The organism is uncultured Flavobacterium sp. (assembly GCF_963975005.1).
Classification (GTDB): domain Bacteria; phylum Bacteroidota; class Bacteroidia; order Flavobacteriales; family Flavobacteriaceae; genus Flavobacterium.
The window spans coordinates 1-15,562 of the sequence record NZ_CAXBFR010000066.1 but is presented as its reverse complement, the minus strand read 5'-3'; the positions used below and the strand labels follow the sequence as shown (position 1 = coordinate 15,562).

14 protein-coding genes are annotated in these 15,562 nt (G+C 29.0%); 4 read left to right on the top strand and 10 right to left on the bottom strand.

The window, feature by feature from the left end; all coding sequences use genetic code 11:
• Positions 1 to 642: T9SS type A sorting domain-containing protein (locus AACZ53_RS09135; RefSeq protein WP_339837383.1), on the top strand; the 642-nt coding region annotated here is incomplete at its 5' end.
• A gap of 60 nt (positions 643 to 702) precedes the next feature.
• On the opposite strand, the gene rpe is transcribed toward AACZ53_RS09135, so the two are convergent.
• The 4 genes from rpe to AACZ53_RS09115 all read right to left on the bottom strand — a co-directional run bounded on the left by rpe (position 703) and on the right by AACZ53_RS09115 (position 4,380).
• Positions 703 to 1,365 (bottom strand): ribulose-phosphate 3-epimerase, encoded by a 663-nt coding sequence (gene rpe / locus AACZ53_RS09130; RefSeq protein WP_339837380.1) that lies wholly within the window; start codon positions 1,363 to 1,365, stop codon positions 703 to 705.
• Positions 1,366 to 1,609: 244 nt separating this feature from the next.
• Positions 1,610 to 2,218, bottom strand: coding sequence for a hypothetical protein (locus tag AACZ53_RS09125; RefSeq protein ID WP_339837377.1), 609 nt, complete (start codon positions 2,216 to 2,218; stop codon positions 1,610 to 1,612).
• A gap of 258 nt (positions 2,219 to 2,476) precedes the next feature.
• Entirely contained in the window at positions 2,477 to 3,340 is an 864-nt protein-coding gene (locus AACZ53_RS09120; protein ID WP_026718320.1) for a sigma-70 family RNA polymerase sigma factor, read from the bottom strand.
• 80 nt (positions 3,341 to 3,420) lie between these two features.
• Complete coding sequence (locus tag AACZ53_RS09115) at positions 3,421 to 4,380, bottom strand: hypothetical protein (protein WP_339837373.1); 960 nt, start codon at positions 4,378 to 4,380, stop codon at positions 3,421 to 3,423.
• A 106-nt stretch (positions 4,381 to 4,486) separates the two neighbouring features.
• Between AACZ53_RS09115 and AACZ53_RS09110 the strand changes: the two genes are divergently transcribed.
• From AACZ53_RS09110 to AACZ53_RS09100, 3 genes are all read left to right on the top strand, one after another.
• Positions 4,487 to 5,317, top strand: a complete 831-nt coding sequence (locus tag AACZ53_RS09110) for a hypothetical protein (protein ID WP_339837370.1) — start codon at positions 4,487 to 4,489, stop codon at positions 5,315 to 5,317.
• Between the two features lie 3 nt (positions 5,318 to 5,320).
• Positions 5,321 to 5,962 carry a hypothetical protein gene (locus AACZ53_RS09105; protein WP_339837367.1) on the top strand — a complete coding sequence of 214 codons (642 nt, stop codon included), beginning with the start codon at positions 5,321 to 5,323 and terminating at the stop codon, positions 5,960 to 5,962.
• A gap of 93 nt (positions 5,963 to 6,055) precedes the next feature.
• Complete coding sequence (locus tag AACZ53_RS09100) at positions 6,056 to 6,724, top strand: hypothetical protein (protein WP_339837364.1); 669 nt, start codon at positions 6,056 to 6,058, stop codon at positions 6,722 to 6,724.
• 105 nt (positions 6,725 to 6,829) lie between these two features.
• Here the strand turns inward: AACZ53_RS09100 and AACZ53_RS09095 are convergent, their stop codons facing one another.
• The 6 genes from AACZ53_RS09095 to AACZ53_RS09070 all read right to left on the bottom strand — a co-directional run.
• A complete protein-coding gene (locus AACZ53_RS09095) occupies positions 6,830 to 9,061 on the bottom strand; it encodes a hypothetical protein (RefSeq protein WP_339837360.1) in 2,232 nt (743 codons plus the stop codon).
• Positions 9,062 to 9,192: 131 nt separating this feature from the next.
• On the bottom strand, positions 9,193 to 10,893 hold the full coding sequence (locus AACZ53_RS09090) for a hypothetical protein (RefSeq protein ID WP_339837357.1): 1,701 nt from the start codon (positions 10,891 to 10,893) through the stop codon (positions 9,193 to 9,195).
• An 18-nt stretch (positions 10,894 to 10,911) separates the two neighbouring features.
• Positions 10,912 to 12,096 (bottom strand): DUF4249 domain-containing protein, encoded by a 1,185-nt coding sequence (locus tag AACZ53_RS09085; RefSeq protein WP_339837354.1) that lies wholly within the window; start codon positions 12,094 to 12,096, stop codon positions 10,912 to 10,914.
• Between the two features lie 11 nt (positions 12,097 to 12,107).
• Positions 12,108 to 13,319, bottom strand: coding sequence for a DUF4249 domain-containing protein (locus tag AACZ53_RS09080; protein ID WP_339837351.1), 1,212 nt, complete (start codon positions 13,317 to 13,319; stop codon positions 12,108 to 12,110).
• A 10-nt stretch (positions 13,320 to 13,329) separates the two neighbouring features.
• Complete coding sequence (locus tag AACZ53_RS09075) at positions 13,330 to 14,556, bottom strand: DUF4249 domain-containing protein (RefSeq protein WP_339837348.1); 1,227 nt, start codon at positions 14,554 to 14,556, stop codon at positions 13,330 to 13,332.
• Between the two features lie 11 nt (positions 14,557 to 14,567).
• Positions 14,568 to 15,562, bottom strand: a 995-nt coding sequence (locus AACZ53_RS09070; RefSeq protein ID WP_339837345.1) for a DUF4249 family protein, incomplete at its 5' end; no start/stop codon positions are given.

Here is a 15,562-nt window from a genome sequence, read left to right as displayed (position 1 = left end):
GTTGCGGGTACTGCTACTACTAATGTTTATGATGTGGCTAATAGTAATGACGCTTTAATGTATAGAATTTTTAATTCGGCTGTTCCAACTGGAACTGCAACTGGGACTACTAGAAAATTATGGAAAGTTAGAGCAAATTTAACAACAACTTTATCTTCAGGTACTTATTGGGTTGTTTATCAAGGTCATCCAACAAATGATGGGACTTTGTTTTTTCCATCTGTAACAATTCCGGGAGTTCGTGGAATTTCTGGATGGAATGCAAAACAAAATGTTGCTACAACTAATACTTGGTCAAGCTTAATTGACGCAGGAAATCCTGCTACAGCTCCTGATTTTCCTCAAGATTTGGCATTTAATGTGCAGTATTCTGTGGTTTTAAGTAATGATAAATTTGCAGATGCTAACGAATTTAAAATTTCACCAAATCCTGTTCAATCTGATTTTGTTATCACAATTCCTAATGACATGATTGGCTTAGCAAAAAACATCACTATTTATAGTTTACAAGGACAAGAAGTAAAATCTTCTAAAGTTTCAGATAGTTATACTATTTTAGATTTGGCTTCTGGAGTGTATTTTGTTTCTGTATTAGATGAATCAAAAAATGTATTATATAAGTCAAAAATTATTAAGAAATAATTTTAAATTTTGATATAAAAAAACGCACAAATTAATTTTTGTGCGTTTTTTTGTTTTTTGTTATTGTGTGATTTTCTTCAAATCAGCTATTGTTGCTGTTGGGTTTTCAGCACCAAAAACATAACTTCCAGCCACTAATACATCAGCTCCAGCGTCAACTAATTTTTTAGCATTTTTATCAGTAACACCACCGTCAATTTCAATTTTTGTTGAAGCGTTATTTCTTGTAATGATTTCTTTTAATTGTTTTACTTTTTTATAGGTGTTTTCAATAAATGATTGTCCGCCAAATCCCGGGTTTACACTCATGATGCAAACTAAATCAATGTCCTTTATAACATCTTCTAATAACGAAACATTAGTGTGAGGATTTAGAGCAACTCCAGCTTGCATTCCTTCTGCTTTAATGGCTTGAAGTGTTCTGTGTAAATGTGTACAAGCTTCATAATGTACCGTTAAAATATCTGCTCCTAGTTTTTTAAACGTTGAGATATATCTATCAGGATCAACTATCATTAAATGAACATCGATAGTTTTTTGAGCATGTTTAGCAATAGCTCCTAAAACAGGCATTCCAAAGGAAATGTTTGGTACAAAAACACCGTCCATAATATCAATATGAAACCAATCGGCTTCACTGTTATTAATCATTTCAATGTCTCGTTGTAAGTTAGCAAAATCAGCCGCTAGAACTGATGGAGCAATTAAAGTGTTTTTACTCATTAGTAGTTATTGTTTTTTTTGAATTCGTAAATTTACGATTTCATTGTTGTGTTGTTGTTTGTGCAAAGATAGTTTTTAGTTTAAAAGGGTGAAAGGTTATGGGGTTAAAAGTTTTTGAGGTTATGTGGTTAAAAGGTTAAGAGATAAGAAGGTTAGAAGTTTGTCGGTGTTTAATGAAAACAAAAAGCTTCTTTGCAATTGAACAAAGAAGCTTTAGTAGATTCTGTTTAATTTAAAAAAAGAGTTACTCTAATTTAGATAAATCAATTTTTTTCATGTATGATTTTAATTCGTCTAATCCCATTTGACTACCTTCTAAAGTTACGTTAAATCGATCTTTGTGTATAAACGTAATGCTTGAATGTTTGTTGTTAGGGTTTGTATCATCCTCTGTTAAGGATTTTATACCGTCAACTGTTTCTGTCTTTTTAGTAGTTGTGTTTTGAATGGATTCTGATTCCATTGATAATGTTAAATAGGTCATTTGTACCACAGCACTTCCCATTTCTCCAGCACCATCAAAAATAGAGAATTTAACTGTTTTACCCGATTCATCACTATAAGCTGCTTCACCTGAACTTAAGCCCATTGCTGAAGTGTTTCCTGCACTGAAATTTGTTCTCTTTAGATCGCCTAAACTTTCATTTAAAGTTTGTTTGTAAACTTCATTTGAAACGGGTTCTAGTTTTTTTAGTTCTTCTATCTTTTTTTCATAATCTTTCATAGCATCAGTTGCTTTGTTAAGATTTTGAACTCCCTCAATAGCGTCCATTATTCCTGGTTCGCTATTTGCTTCCTCTTTTTTACAGGCTATAATAGAAAGCAAAGAAATTAATACGATAATTTTTTTCATTTTTATGATATTTTAAAAATTAAAGATACTAATTTTCAATATTCTAGAATTAAATTATTGTTTTATTTTCATTAATACTTTGTGAATAGACCTAAGTTATACTGGTTTATTCCTAAAAAATAAAACTCCGGAAACCCGAGCTTTAGCGAATCGACTGGAGTTTTATTCCTAAAAAATAAAACTCCGGTAATCAGCCGGAGTTTCAATCATCAATCAAAAAACGAATAGTCTAAGACTATTGTTCGCTGTAATTAGGGTTTATCCTAAATATGTTTTTAATATTTTACTTCTTGAAGTATGTTTTAATCTTCTAATAGCTTTTTCTTTAATTTGACGAACACGTTCACGCGTTAAGTCAAAAGTCTCACCAATTTCTTCAAGAGTCATTGGGTGTTGGTCGCTTAAACCAAAATATAAACGAACCACATCAGCTTCTCTTGGTGTTAATGTTTCTAAAGCTCTTTCAATTTCAGTTTGTAATGATTCGTGAATTAATTCTCTATCAGGATTTGGAGATTCACCTGAACGTAAAACGTCATAAAGGTTAGAATCTTCTCCTTCCACAAGAGGAGCATCCATTGATAAATGACGACCCGAGTTTTTCATTGACTCTTTTACATCATTCACGGTCATATCTAGTTCTTTTGCAATTTCTTCAGCAGAAGGAGGTCTTTCATTAGATTGCTCTAACAAAGCATACATTTTGTTGATTTTGTTGATAGAACCAATTTTATTTAAGGGCAAACGTACAATACGAGATTGTTCTGCCAAAGCTTGTAAGATAGATTGACGAATCCACCAAACGGCATATGATATAAATTTAAATCCACGCGTTTCATCGAAACGTTGAGCCGCTTTAATTAAACCTAAGTTTCCTTCGTTAATTAAATCGGGTAATGTTAACCCTTGATTTTGATATTGTTTTGCAACAGATACTACGAAACGTAAATTTGCTTTTGTGAGTTTTTCTAGTGCACGTTGGTCACCAGCTTTTATACGTTGTGCTAATTCTACTTCTTCATCAGCAGTAATTAGGTCAACTTTTCCAATTTCTTGTAAATATTTGTCTAAGGAAGCAGTTTCACGATTCGTTACCTGCTTGGTAATTTTTAGTTGTCTCATTCTTTTTACAGTACTTTTTTATTCGTGTACAGTTATTATACGTAAGTGTTTCAAAAAAGTTACAAAAGTTTTCTTTTTTTTTAGATTATGTCCATTTCGTTTTTAATTTGTGATGAGAAATAATCAATTTTGCGATTCATTTTATTGAAAAATTGATTTTGTTCACGTATTCCTGTACTATTTAGGGGAATTGAATTTTTAATTTGTTGCTTAAAAAAGTTTTCAACATTTTCACAACTTTCCTTGTCTTTTGTTATAAAGTAACCTAATAGCGTATAAGGTACAAATAATGTTAACCTATTATTAGTTTCAAAAAGAACATTATTATTTAGTAAGATCAATTCATTGTAATATAATGAAAATTTAGAATTTGGATTGTTGCATTTTTGTTTGATTATTTCAAGTATGTTTTTTAATTCATTCAATAATGAGTTTGCCGAATTATAATTTAATAAACCCGCTTGGTAGAAATATAATATTTGTTGTAGGCTACTGTTTATAGTTGTGTCATTCCAAACTTCTTTTATTTTAACTTTTTCATAAGCTTTTTTTAATTTCAGCATCACTTGCATAAAAGACTCACTGATTACAAAATCTTCAAAATTATTTTTTTGAGTTGTTGTGCTTAATAAGTTTATCCATACATAAGCTTTAAATTTTGACATAATAGAGCCTTCCATAAAATAAAACAACGGAATGTCTTTTGCAGAATAATACATAAGTGTCTCTTCTGAACTTGTTAGTAATGCAATACTTTCTGCTGATTGATTAAAATAAGTTAGCATGTCTTTTTGGGAAGTAATCTCAATTGTTTTTTCGACAACAATTTTATTTTGGTTAAAAAATATATTGTCCATTGAAATTGAAAAGTAGTTGCATAACGCAATGGTTTCTTCAATAGAAATTTTACTTTTTCCAGATACTCTTCTGTGGGCAGCATCATAACTTATCTTTAAAGCTATAGCTATCTCCTCATTAATTGAAGATGAATCTAAAATTTTACTTCTAATTTCTTTTAATAATATTTCTTGTTTGTTCATACCTTTTTTGCGATTATCACAAATATATAAAATTATATTATTATTTATCACAATATTTTTTGTGATTAACGTAATAAATTTGTTTTGAATTTTAAACGTATTAGTTATGAAAAAATCAGATTTATTTAGAAATAGAATTAGAAGAATAAAGCGATCTAGTGAGGATTTGTCAATTTGTACCTCAAAGGAATTGTATTCCTACTCATCTTTGATTAATAGATTAATGCAAAAAATGTTTGCCAAAAGTTATTTGGCATTGCTACTGTTCATTTCTGTTTGTAGTTATGCTCAAAATAATGATTTGTCATCTGAAAAAAAGACAACGATTTTCAGTTTTACTCCAAGATCAAAAAAGGTTGATAAGGTTAATGGATTTGCATTTGGTCTTGGTTTAGATTCTTTTGTAGACAATTCTTCCATCGAAAAAGTAAATGGTATTAATTTAGAAATTAATCCAGCATCCATATTGATTTTTATGTTTGCAAATCCTATGGGTTTTTCTGAAAAAGAAAGTGTAATTATAAATGGATTGCATTTGAGCACAGGAAATCTTTATGACAGTAAAATAAACGGTGTTTCTCTTTCTTTTTTTAACATTAATCATTCTTTGATCGGATTTTCTGCAAGTGCAACTTATTCTTATACAACATCGCAAAAGGGTTTTCATATAGGTGGCTTGTATAATGTTAGTCAACAAACAAAAGGTGTTGTGATTTCATTGTCTAATTATTGTGAAGATATGAAGGGCTTTCAGTTGGGTTTGTTCAATCAATCTAAATTGCTAAATGGTGTTCAAGTAGGAATTTATAATTATTCTCCAATTAACTCTAGTGGTTTGCAAATTGGATTGATTAATTATTCAAAAAATCACAAAGGTTTACAAATTGGATTTTGGAATATTAACGGAAAAAGGTCTATCCCTTTTGTAAATTGGTAAATTATGAAAAAGTATATATTATGTTTTGTGCTATTTTTGATTGCTCATTTGACTTTTTCGCAACATCAAGAATTTAATAAGTTTAATGTTGAAACAGGTGTACAAATTCCATTAGGAAACTTATCAAAAAAATTTGTTTTTTCTGAAGAAATAGGATTTTATTATAGAACAAAAATAGCTTTTGATGATGTTTTTAATGTTGGAATAAAATTCAATTTTCCCAATAAAAACACTGAGTTTACTTATTATGCAACGGATTCAACTTATCAAACTAAATTAAAAGATATTAATATTACAGTTTTAGGAAAAGTTGATAAACAATATGATTTTAAAGTACTAAATAATTCATTCGTTTTTGAATGGACTTCAGGTTTTGGATTTAGTTTTTTGCTATTTGATGATAAAGAAATTGTAAACAAAAAGCCCAATTGGGAAACTGATGAAAACGGAGAAAAGGCATTAAATATAAACTCAGATGCAAAAAGTTTGACTTCTGTTTTTATTTCTCAAGGAATCGGAATCATCAGAAAGAAAATTGGAATTTCAGCAAATTATAATTTTACACCATATAACTGGTTTTCTAAACGAATTGAAAAAAGCTTTGGAAATAGTAGTTTGTCTTTTGTTTTGACCTACAAAATTTGATCTGTATTTTTTATGTTTTAATTATATACTTGTCATTTTAAAAATTTGTATCTTTAAAAGATTACAAAAAACATTAATAAAATAACTAGATAAATGAAATTCAATATTATATTAAATAAAACAACAACCGTTGAAGAAATAGAGAATTACTGGACGAATCAAGATTATATAAATCTTTTAGAATTATTCAGTTTTCCAGATGCAAACACCATTAAACCAGAAAATTTAAGAGAAATGCTTTTTATGGCTATTGCTGATTTTGAGCCCAATGAAGCAGCAGAAATTGTTTTGGCTTATAAGCTTTCAGAAAGGTTGAATGAAGGACAAATTGCTCAAATTTCTAATGATATGTTGATTGATAAAGTGTGCGAAGAATACCCCGAAATAGATATGCATTATGCCTTATATAACATTAATCAATTGTTGTTTAAAGCTTACAATGGAAAATTTCTTAATGCCAAAGCAACAGTTGTAAATTTTTCAATTACTTCTTTAGATGGTTTTGATGGTGAAATTACCAAAGAGATCGTTTTAAAATCGTTTAACAACGGAATTTCAGACAGAAATGTAATTAAAAGATTGTTTTCAGACCAAATAACAACCGAAGAATCTTTTGAACAAGCCGAAGATATTTTATGGGAATTAAATAAAAAAGATACAACTACCTTTACATTTGTTACCTCTGAATATTGGTTGGATAAAGAAGAACTTATTGCTACTGAATTTGAAGGGGATTGTTTGTTAACAGAAGATGAAGAATAGCATTGTTTTACTCTTCGAAAAAGCCTCATTCTAACGAATGAGGCTTTTTTATTATGTGAATCTGCGGCTAAAACAAAGTAAGTAGGACTAAAACACGATTATTTACTACTTAATCTGTTTACGTTTTAAAGTGTTTACGAATAATATAGTTCCAAGTTTATCGTATAAGTTAAACGTTTTAATTCCTTTTGATTTAATAGAACTTTCGTGAAAACCTAAAATAGTTAAATCAGCATATTTTGAAGTTTCATTTATTAATTCAATTTTATCTACTGTTTCGTCAATTGGAATAACAATAATATTTTTAGACGAAATAGGTAATCTTCCTGAAGAAGTTAATTCTATTAAGTTTGCTTTTTCTTCGTCAATATTTTCTTTGTTTACGGCTGCAAATATTTTAATTTCTGCACCTTTCCAGTCTTTATGTCCTAATATGATGTAAGAAAGCAAGATCATTAAATTTGCATTTTCATAATCTTCTTTCTTAATCCAAACATGAATTTCGTTTTTATATCCAAATCCTTTATCAGAACTAGCCAAAATACATAAATCATAGTTTGCACTTTGAACAAGTTTGTAATTATCAACCACATCTTCTAACCATTCTGTTGTTCCTTTTTTGAATTCAAACATCATCATGTTATTGTTGTGTCCAGAAATTCCAGGTTGTTGAATGGCTTGAACAATTGCATTAGTGTTTGAAGGAGAAATAATGGTTTCTAAAAACACATTTGAATTAGTATTGTTTGCAATTTTAATTAGTTTTTCTAATTTTTTATCAGCCACTTCTTTGGATTGTTTTGAAAAATAATCTTTTTCATAATGAATATAAGTCCCAAATCCATATCGGTCAGAAATCCATTTCATCATTTCAAAAGCAGTCAATCGTTCAAAAGAATCTTTAGATAAACATAAAACTCCTGGACGCCAATAATCATCCGATTTTTCTTTGTCAGTTTTTTGAAGAAATACTTGTAAATTACGACTAAACTGATGAATTACTCCTTGAAATATGTTAGCCATTCCTTTTTTTGATTCATTTTTGTGTGTGATATAGAAGTAAATTCCAACCATCAATAAGATTGAAGCAACAGCATATAGAGAGTTAATTTTAAACATTAAATACACACATAAAACAGCTCCCATTAAAGATAAATACCATTTTGATTTAAACGAAGGACGATAAGCTGGGTCAGCCGCAAAATGTTGCATAAAAGAAATTAAACACAAAGAACCATAAGTCACCATAAAAAACATCGAAATGACTTCGGCAACGGCATTTACATCACCCATCAAAACAAATATTAAGGCAATAACACTAGTTAGTATTGTAGCATTTCTTGGTTCATTTTTGTTTGGAGTGCCTTTGGCAACCCATTTATTTACAGAATCTTTCGGAAAAACATCATCGCTACCAATAGCTTGTAAAGTTCTTGGTGCAACCATGAAAGAACCTAAAGCTGAAGAAATTGTTGCAGCAGCTAATCCTAAAGGAATAATTGGTCCCCAATAGGCAATTTTACTCATCACTAATTGGTCGTTGATTAGATCATCTGGCGAAGCAGAGTAGGAGAGTTTTAAAGCGATGAAAACATAAATTACCATTCCGATAATTGTAGCCGCTAAAGTTCCCATTGGAATTGATTTTTTTGGGTCTTTTAAATCTCCAGATAAACCTACACCAGCGGTCATTCCTGTAAAAGCAGGGAAAATAATAGCAAAAACTGCGAATATTCCAACCTTTGAATCTACATTTTTAAATAAAAGAGAACTATCAAAAGTAGTTGAATAATCAGTTGTTCCGAAGAAAAACATGACTAATGAAACAAATAATATGGCTACAACAACATATAAAGCTTTCATGCCTAAATCTGCTCCTTTGGTTACCATAAGACTAATTAAAAGTAATAAAGCTGGAATACTAAATAACCTATTATCGTAAATGCTATACCCAAATTTAGATTCTATCCAAGGTTTAACGGCTTCAAATGATTCTGCAAATGCTATAATATAAAAAGCTACACTAATGGCTTGTGATAGGTATAGGGCAATTCCGATAGAAGCACCAATGTTTACACCAAATGAACGCGAGATAATAAAATATTCACCACCACCTTCAACTTTTTGATTCGTAGCAATTTCTGCCAAAGCCATAGCTGTTGGAATTGTAACTAAATGTCCAACTAAAATGATTAATAATGTACCGGTAAAACCAACTTCTCCAACGGCATAGCCAAAACGTAAGAACATTACAGCTCCAAGAATTGTAGATATTGCGGTTAAAAAAACAGGTAATGTTCCAAAATTAGCCTTTAAGTTCTGTAAGTTTTTTTGCATAATATAGCTTGTGTTCTATAATAGGACAGTAGTTTTATTGAATGTCGCAATTTTGATAAAAGTACTTAAAATAAAATAAAAAAGTCAATTTCTGTTTTTTAGAAATTGACTTTTTATTGCGGAAGGAATTTTTATTTTACTTCAAAATATTCATTTATAGAGATTGGTTTACCTTCGGAAGTAAAGCCTTCTATGTTAATTTCAAACTTACCTTTTATATCAGAAGTAAAAAAAGACATTTCTTTTTCATTCTCTAAGTCAATAGTTGGATTCCAAAGTAATTGACATCTATAATCTGGTACTCTTTCAAATTTTGAAACATCAGAATAATTCTGTTTGTAATAGTACTTTGTGGTTAAAGGCCTTTGTATTGGGGTTTTTAAAATAAAATCACCCGTTTCTTTTAGTTCGTAGTCAATTTCTTTGGTTATAAAATTAATAAGACCATTGTAAATTTTTGAACCATAAACGTATTTTTCGGTTATGTATTCAACTTTGTCGATGTTTTTTGTGTTGTATTCAAACAGCTCTTTTACATTTTGAATTAATAAACCGTCCACTAAAATTAAAGTGTATCCACTTTCAACACCATTTGATAATTTATCTCTTAAATTTATAGTATAAATACCATCTTTTTCTTTAAAAAAAGTATTAGGAAGTATTTCTATAATTGTTTCTTTTAACGTTGAAAATCGAGTATAATCATCTAAAGAAATTGTTTTTTCAAGAGGAAAATAAAAAGGTGTATTGCTTGGTTCATCTTTTATAGTGTCTTTTTTAATAGAAAAATAAGCATTTTCAATTTGATTTGCTATTGAACGTTTTTCAATTATTTTTTTTAATTCACTTGAAGCTTCTTGTGTTGGCGGAAATTGAAATTTTGAATAATCTATAGTGCGATTTGTTACTTCAATAGTGTAATTTTTTCTACTGTCATCCACAACTTGAAGTATTGCGTTTGCTTTGTTTGGCAACTCATCTAAAATAAATATAAACTCACCTTTTTTATTTGTATTAGTTAATTTGAATTCAAATGATTTTCCTGGAATAGATAATGCAATGGTTTTGTTTTCAATAGTGTTATTTGCATCAACTGCAGTTATTTTTCCAGAAATGACTTCACCTCTAATTTCTGGTAGAGAATTTACATTAAGATTTAAACTATTAGTGTTTTTTAAATTAGCTAAAAATTTTACTGAACTGATTGAATGGTTTTCAGTAGAATCGTTTATTTTTCTAACGGATAAAGAATAATTGCCTTTATTTTTTTTTTGTGTGTTTGGACTTATAGAAAATTTTACTTCTTCTCTTATTTTGTAATTTTTCTTATTTAAATTGATTTGAAGGCCATCTTCATTTTTAACTGATGGAGAAGTGCTAAATTTTGGAATTACAATCTTGCTTTGAAATGGATTTATGATTGTAATGTCAGCTTCAAACATATTAGATTTTGAGAAATTCATCATCCAATTTGTATAACCAATTAGTTTGTATGCTCCAGAATTTGCAGAAGTAGGGATGAAAATATCACCTTGTGCAACACCCTCTTTTAAAAGAAGTTTTTGTTTAGAAATGCTGTTTCCGTCAACGTCAAAAAGATCTATGTAAACAATTTTGCTTATAGTGCTAAAAGTATGATTAATAGAATTTAAACAATATACCTTATAAAATATAGACTCACCAACAAGTATAGTTGGATTATTTATATGCAAATAAATAGATTCATTAACAGCTGAGTCAAAAGTTTTAACATCTCTTGAATTTATGTTAGTTTGTGCCCAACTATTTATTGAATACATTGAAACTAAAGCAAAAAGAATTATTTTTTTCATTTATTGTTTTTTTATTTTTTATTGCCAAAAAGCAGGAACTATATTTGAGCCAACTGTTCTACAATCTCCACATTTTGGTATTACCATATTATATAAAGGATCATCGTCTTCATATAATATTATTGTTTTTTGTTCCATTCTAACTAACATTCCACAAAGGGCATTCCAGTGTTCAGCACAGGATAAACTAATGTCAAATTCAATAACTTCACAATCAATAAAATATTTTGGTTTTTCTTCACCTGGGAAAAAATCATCATAATTAAAGAATAATCTCTTTACAGATAAGGTTGATACATCGAAAAAACCAATTACTTTTTCATTTTTATTTACGATTGAAGAAATGTTACCACTAAAAAATCCAGGTTGATTTGGAGTCAATACATTGCCAGAAGCAGATAAGTCTTTTAATGTTTTATAAAAAGTAAAAGCGGCAAGGTTTTGTATATATTGTTTTACTAAAATACTGTATCTGTCAGCAATAATGAAATTAGTTTGACTTATAAATCGTACAGAAAAATTTTCTATTCTATCTTCTGAATAATTTGTGGTATTTTCTAATATTATTTCTGTAGACTTGTCCGTTTTGTAACAGGTTTTAGAAGGACCACTTCTTGATGATGTAATAAAATAAATAGGTAACTGAGGATCTACATAATAATTAATTTTCAAACTATCTGGTGCCCAATAAGGAACAATAAAGCGATATGTTTCTTCGTATTCATATCTATAGTATTTAGAAGTACCTATAGGATCAAAACTGTTTGCCGTTATATCAACACCATTTACTCCAAATTTGTTTTTAACAGTTGCTTCAATAGAATTTAAATTATTAACTGCTGTTAATTTTTCTCTAGTAGAGGTATATTGTTTTCCGTTGCTGGTATTTATAAAAAGTTGGTATTGTCTTTCGGGCATAGCTTGAAATTCAAACTGTGAAATATATTTTCCGTTAGATTCTACAAAATTAAATTTATTTTCTAAATCATCAATAATATAAACAATAGCATTGGTTTCAACTTGAGGTTCTTTTTCTTCTAATTGAAACGTTCTACTGATTTTTATTTCTTGTATTTTTAGTTCGTTTGTAATAGTTGCTTCAATAACAATTACATCTTCAAAAGTATTTGATTGAAGAGCATAGGGCTCTGTGCAACTACTAGTCACAATAATAAAAGTTAATAAAAATATTACTTTCTCCATTTGTTAAGTTCTTATTGCCAAAAACTTGGAATAGTATTGCTTCCAGTAACCCTACAATCACTACATTCAGATTTAAATGTACTAACATTAGGTTGAGAAGTTGTTTGGTGTCTTAAGATTTTTTTTGTTCTAATTTTATTTACAAAGTCTGTTAGTCCAAATACTGGAAAACCGGTTGATCCTCTCAGTAATGTGGTGTCATAAACTGTTTCAATACATTCATAAGGGAAGTCAGGTATTTCTGTATTTGGAAATAAATCACTATAATTAAAGAATATTCTTTTTTCAGAAACAGAAGAAACATCAAAATACCCAATCACTTTTTCGTTACTATCACTATTATTTTTTATATTTCCATAAATAAAACCTGGTTGATTTGGTGACAAAACAGACCCAGATCCAGAAATATCTCTCAAAACCTTATAATATGAATATGAATTAATATTATGTATGTATTGCTTTACTAAAATACTATATCTATCAGCAATAATAAAATCTTCTTGACTAATAAATCTAATGGAATAGTCACTTATTCTATCTTCAGCATAAGAAGTTGTATTGTTTAAAATAATTTCAGTTGATTTAGCTGTTTTAAAACAATTTTTAGATTCACTTGAGCGGTCTACTATATTAAAAGCATAGGTAATATGTCCATTCAGATCCCAGTATTCTGCATTTCCGTAAACAGTTATGCTGTCTGGAACCCATTGTGGTACGGTAAAACGATGTGTTTCTTCATATTCATACCTATAGTATTTTGAAGTTCCTGTCGGGTCATAGCTATTTGCAGTTATGTCAATTCCATTAACCCCAAATTTATTTTTTACCTTGGCTTCAATTGATGTCATATTATTAACAGTTGTAAGTTCTTCTCTAGTAGATGAATATTGTTTACCGTTACTAGTATTTACAAATAGCTGGTATTGCCTATTTGGCACCGCTTGAAATTCGAACTCAGAAATGTATTTGCCATTTGTTTCATTAAAATTATATTGATTGCCTAAATCATCAATAACATAAACCGTAGCATTGGTTTCGGTTTGTGGTTCGTTTTCTTCTAATCTAAAGGTTCTGGTTACTTTTATTTCTTGTTTTTTAAGTTCGTTGGTAAGGGTTGCTTCAACAACCAAAACATCTTCAAAAGTATTTGATTGAAGAGCATAAGGCTCTGTGCAACTAATTGTCGCAATCATAACTAAAAACAATAACACTAATTTTTTCATAATTTAAATTTTATTCCCAAAAATCAGGGACTTCTGTTGACCATAATCTATTGCATTCTCCGCAAATAGGTTTTACAGTTACAAACATTCCATCTATAACATCAAAATAAATTTCAGATTCATATTGTACTAAAGCTAAATATAAAGCATATTTTCCAAATTCACAATAAGGAGGCTTGTTCTTTGGAGGAGGTTCCATATTGCAATCTTCAATTTCCAAAAACGGATTGTAACTATAAGTGGAACAAGCAAATGAGTAATTTGGATATGCTTCACCTTCAAAAAAATCATTATAATTGAAAAATATTCTTTTTTTGAAAACTGAAGATACGTCAAAAAAGCCAATTACTTTTTCTGAATTATCAGTTTTATTGTTGATGTTTCCTTCAATAAACCCTTGTTGTTTTGGAGATAGTAAGCTGGTGTTAGTACTAGATAAATCCTTTAGTTTACTGTAAAATGTATGCGCTTCTAAATTTTGTACAAATTGCTTAACTAAAATACTGTATCGGTATGCGATAATTGAATTGTTTTGAGGTATAAATCTAACAGGAAAATCAGTTATTTTGTCTTCTGAAATAGCTGTGGTATTAGCGAGCAAAATTTCGTTTGAATATTCTGTGTTATAACAAACTTTACTATTGTAGCTTTTTTGGGTTATCCAAGTAGATACAATAAAATTTGTAGGATTGTATGATAAATTTAAACTATCACTGGTCCAATATGGAGATACAATTTTATAAGTTTCTTCATATTCAAATCTATAATATTTTGATCTATTAGTTGGATCAAAGCTATTAGCTGTAATTTCTACTCCATCAACTCCTAATAAATTAGTTGCATTTACATTTAATTCTACTTGGTTTGATATTGAAGGCAATTCTTCAATTGTAGAATTGTATTCTTTTCCATTACTTGTATTTACAAAAAGTTGGTATTGTCTATCAGGAATTGCTTGAAATTCGAATTCAGAAATATATTTTCCGTTTTCTTCTTCAAAATTATATTGATTTCCTAAATCGTCTGTTATATAAACTGTTGCATTAGTTTCAAAAGTTGGATCTTTTTCTTCTAACTGAAAAGTTCGAGTTATTTTTATTTCTTGTTTTTTTAATTCGTTTGTAACAGTAGCTTCTATAACTAACACATCTTCAAAAGTATTATTTTGAATAGCATAGGGTTCTGTACAGCTTAAAGTTGTAACTAAGATGATTAATATGTAAAGTGCTCTTTTCATGATTTCATGTTTTATTGCCAAAAATCAGGAACCTTATTAATGCCTATTGATCTACAATCTCCGCACTCAGGTGGAACCATTCTGTATATGTTTGCAATTCTTTCATACAGGATTAAATTTCCTTGCCTTGTATTTATTACTAAATTTGTTAAACCAAAAGGAGGTGTTATACTTTTTTCTTTTAATAAATTTCTGTCATAATCTAAAATATTGCATTGATAAAAATATGGAGGCTCAGGTTCACTAGGGAAGATGTCTTGGTAATTGATAAATATTCTTTTTTCAGAAACAGAAGAAACATCAAAAAAACCAATAATTTTTTCATTTTTATTTTCAACAGCCTTTATATTTCCAGTTATAAAACCTGGTTGATTTGGAGATAATACATTGCCAGAACCGGACAGGTCTTTTAAAGTTTTGTAAAAAGTGTAAGCGGGCAAATTTTGAATATATTGTCTTATTTTAATGGTATACCTGTCGGCTATTATATAATTATCATAATTAATGAAACGTATTGATACGTCTTTAATTCTATCTTCTGTTAAAGTAGTTGTATTTGATAAAAGTATTTCAGTATTTTTATCTGTTTTAAAGCAAGTTTTTGATTCTCCATTTCTTTGGTGTTGCGTTAGAGCATAAGCTATTTTTCCTTTGTCAGGATCGTCATATTCTGCATTTCCAAAAATACGTAAGCTATCAGCTGCCCAATATGGAACAGAAAAACGATATGTTTCTTCGTATTCATATCTATAAAACTTAGATGTAGCTGTAGGGTCAAAACTATTGGCTGTTATATCTAAACCATAAACGCCAAATTTATTTTTTACCGTTGCTTCAATAGAACTTAAATTGTTAATAGTTGTAAGTTCTTCTCTTGAAGATATATATTCTTTTCCATTACTCGTGTTCACAAAAAGTTGGTATTGTCTTTCTGGAAAAGCCTGAAATTCAAATTCAGAAATATATTTTCCGTTTTCTTCTTCAAAATTATATTGATTTCCTAAAT

Excerpts from the sequence above, each read along its gene's own strand:
- AACZ53_RS09125 (WP_339837377.1), bottom strand. The coding sequence starts at position 2,218 with ATGAAAAAAATTATCGTATTAATTTCTTTGCTTTCTATTATAGCCTGT.
- AACZ53_RS09120 (WP_026718320.1), bottom strand. The coding sequence starts at position 3,340 with ATGAGACAACTAAAAATTACCAAGCAGGTAACGAATCGTGAAACTGCT.
- AACZ53_RS09115 (WP_339837373.1), bottom strand. The coding sequence starts at position 4,380 with ATGAACAAACAAGAAATATTATTAAAAGAAATTAGAAGTAAAATTTTA.
- AACZ53_RS09100 (WP_339837364.1), top strand. The coding sequence starts at position 6,056 with ATGAAATTCAATATTATATTAAATAAAACAACAACCGTTGAAGAAATA.
- rpe (WP_339837380.1), bottom strand. The coding sequence starts at position 1,365 with ATGAGTAAAAACACTTTAATTGCTCCATCAGTTCTAGCGGCTGATTTT.
- AACZ53_RS09085 (WP_339837354.1), bottom strand. The coding sequence starts at position 12,096 with ATGGAGAAAGTAATATTTTTATTAACTTTTATTATTGTGACTAGTAGT.
- AACZ53_RS09080 (WP_339837351.1), bottom strand. The coding sequence starts at position 13,319 with ATGAAAAAATTAGTGTTATTGTTTTTAGTTATGATTGCGACAATTAGT.
- AACZ53_RS09090 (WP_339837357.1), bottom strand. The coding sequence starts at position 10,893 with ATGAAAAAAATAATTCTTTTTGCTTTAGTTTCAATGTATTCAATAAAT.
- AACZ53_RS09075 (WP_339837348.1), bottom strand. The coding sequence starts at position 14,556 with ATGAAAAGAGCACTTTACATATTAATCATCTTAGTTACAACTTTAAGC.
- AACZ53_RS09105 (WP_339837367.1), top strand. The coding sequence starts at position 5,321 with ATGAAAAAGTATATATTATGTTTTGTGCTATTTTTGATTGCTCATTTG.
- AACZ53_RS09110 (WP_339837370.1), top strand. The coding sequence starts at position 4,487 with ATGAAAAAATCAGATTTATTTAGAAATAGAATTAGAAGAATAAAGCGA.
- AACZ53_RS09095 (WP_339837360.1), bottom strand. The coding sequence starts at position 9,061 with ATGCAAAAAAACTTACAGAACTTAAAGGCTAATTTTGGAACATTACCT.